Raw genomic sequence first — 2479 nt, forward strand, 5'->3', positions numbered from 1 at the left:
ACGCCGTGGGTCGATGTTTGATGTTATGGAGCAGCAACGATGTTACGCAGCAGGGCAGTCGCCCTAAAACAAAGTTATGCAGCCAAATCCCAACAATTAAGGGTCTTAAAATGGTAAAAGATTGGATTCCCATCTCTCATGATAATTACAAGCAGGTGCAAGGACCGTTCTATCATGGAACCAAAGCCAATTTGGCGATTGGTGACTTGCTAACCACAGGGTTCATCTCTCATTTCGAGGACGGTCGTATTCTTAAGCACATCTACTTTTCAGCCTTGATGGAGCCAGCAGTTTGGGGAGCTGAACTTGCTATGTCACTGTCTGGCCTCGAGGGTCGCGGCTACATATACATAGTTGAGCCAACAGGACCGTTCGAAGACGATCCGAATCTTACGAACAAAAAATTTCCCGGTAATCCAACACAGTCCTATAGAACCTGCGAACCCTTGAGAATTGTTGGCGTTGTTGAAGACTGGGAGGGGCATCCTGTTGAATTAATAAGGGGAATGTTGGATTCGTTAGAGGACTTAAAGCGCCGTGGTTTACACGTCATTGAAGACTAGTCCTTTGCATAACAAAGCCATCAAACCGGACGCCAGAGATTCCGCGCCTGTTGCGCATGGCTTCGCCATTTTATGCGCAATAGGCGCGCCACCCTGTCGCCGTTTATGGCGGCGTTAGGCATCACAAAGTACAGCATCGTGACCAACAGCAACGATTCCGTCACACTGCGCCTCATGACTGAGCATGACCTTGCGATGCTCTATGAGTGGCTAAATCGATCTCATATCGTCGAGTGGTGGGGCGGAGAAGAAGCACGCCCGACACTTGCTGACGTACAGGAACAGTACTTGCCAAGCGTTTTAGCGCAAGAGTCCGTCACTCCATACATTGCAATGCTGAATGGAGAGCCGATTGGGTATGCCCAGTCGTACGTTGCTCTTGGAAGCGGGGACGGATGGTGGGAAGAAGAAACCGATCCAGGAGTACGCGGAATAGACCAGTCACTGGCGAATGCATCACAACTGGGCAAAGGCTTGGGAACCAAGCTGGTTCGAGCTCTGGTTGAGTTGCTGTTCAATGATCCCGAGGTCACCAAGATCCAAACGGACCCGTCGCCGAGCAACTTGCGAGCGATCCGATGCTACGAGAAAGCGGGGTTTGAGAGGCAAGGTACCGTAACCACCCCAGATGGTCCAGCCGTGTACATGGTTCAAACACGCCAGGCATTCGAGCGAACACGCAGTGATGCCTAACCCTTCCATCGAGGGGGACGTCCAAGGGCTGGCGCCCTTGGCCGCCCCTCATGTCAAACGTTAACCTCTGAGGAAGAATTGTGAAACTATCACTAATGGTAGCTATATCGAAGAATGGAGTTATCGGGAATGGCCCTGATATTCCATGGAGTGCCAAAGGTGAACAGCTCCTGTTTAAAGCTATTACCTATAACCAATGGCTGTTGGTTGGACGCAAGACTTTTGAATCAATGGGAGCATTACCCAACCGAAAGTATGCGGTCGTAACACGTTCAAGTTTTACATCTGACAATGAGAACGTATTGATCTTTCCATCAATTAAAGATGCTTTAACCAACCTAAAGAAAATAACGGATCATGTCATTGTTTCAGGTGGTGGGGAGATATACAAAAGCCTGATCGATCAAGTAGATACACTACATATATCTACAATAGACATCGAGCCGGAAGGTGATGTTTACTTTCCTGAAATCCCCAGCAATTTTAGGCCAGTTTTTACCCAAGACTTCGCCTCTAACATAAATTATAGTTACCAAATCTGGCAAAAGGGTTAACAAGTGGCAGCAACGGATTCGCAAACCTGTCACGCCTTTTGTACCAAAAGCCGCGCCAGGTTTGCGATCCGCTGTGCCAGGCGTTAAGGCTACATGAAAATCGTACATTACGAAGCGAATGCACCATGGATAGGAAGAATGAAATGCCCAAACCCAAAGTGTGGGAAGGAAACTCCTGCCTGGCAATCGAGCGGCATGAGCGACAGTTGCCCGCATTTTTTCTGTGATACTTGCTCGAATGTAATCCATAGAGAGCAGGACCATGCATTACTGTATGAAAATGAAATCAATCAAGAGCTCTTGGATCGAATAGCAGCAACTCTTCCAGATTGCCCTTGCGGGGGTAGGTTTGTTCCTGGTGCAAACCCAAAGTGTCCGAGTTGCAAGACCGAGTACGTGCACCAATGGGATGCAGTGAAAAGGTTGAATGTACCTTTTATGCCAATCTTGGATGGTTCCTGCTTGATTCGAGATAGGCTGTATTCGTATGAAGTATGCATTGGTTCTAAACCAAAATACTGGTGGCGTTTGTTCACAAATGCCTTAACAAGTTTAGGCAAGGGACGCTCCTGACGTCGCGCCCCTGCTAAAAGCGTTAGATGCACTAAGCACATAATTGCTCACAGCCAAACTATCAGGTCAAGTCTGCTTTTATTATTTTTAAGCGTG

Annotated in this window: 3 protein-coding genes; all 3 read left to right on the forward strand. The window is 48.0% G+C overall.

Annotation, left to right across the window (positions count from 1 at the left end):
• Positions 1 to 110: 110 nt before the first annotated feature.
• A complete protein-coding gene (locus ACEQFP_RS17350; protein WP_000237816.1) occupies positions 111 to 563 on the forward strand; it encodes an NAD(+)--rifampin ADP-ribosyltransferase Arr-2 in 453 nt (150 codons plus the stop codon).
• 105 nt (positions 564 to 668) lie between these two features.
• Positions 669 to 1256: an AAC(6')-Ib family aminoglycoside 6'-N-acetyltransferase gene (gene aac(6')-Ib / locus ACEQFP_RS17355; RefSeq protein ID WP_033917551.1), complete on the forward strand. Its 588-nt coding sequence runs from the start codon at positions 669 to 671 to the stop codon at positions 1254 to 1256.
• Between the two features lie 80 nt (positions 1257 to 1336).
• Positions 1337 to 1810 carry a trimethoprim-resistant dihydrofolate reductase DfrA1 gene (gene dfrA1, locus ACEQFP_RS17360; RefSeq protein WP_000777554.1) on the forward strand — a complete coding sequence of 158 codons (474 nt, stop codon included), beginning with the start codon at positions 1337 to 1339 and terminating at the stop codon, positions 1808 to 1810.
• Positions 1811 to 2479 lie beyond the last annotated feature (669 nt).

It is taken from the genome of Edwardsiella sp. A.80236 (assembly GCF_044540725.1).
In the GTDB taxonomy this organism is placed as follows: Bacteria; Pseudomonadota; Gammaproteobacteria; order Enterobacterales; family Enterobacteriaceae; genus Edwardsiella; species Edwardsiella tarda.

Bases quoted from the DNA above. Each gene is read 5' to 3' on its own strand.
- ACEQFP_RS17350 (WP_000237816.1), top strand. From the start codon at position 111: ATGGTAAAAGATTGGATTCCCATCTCTCATGATAATTACAAGCAGGTG.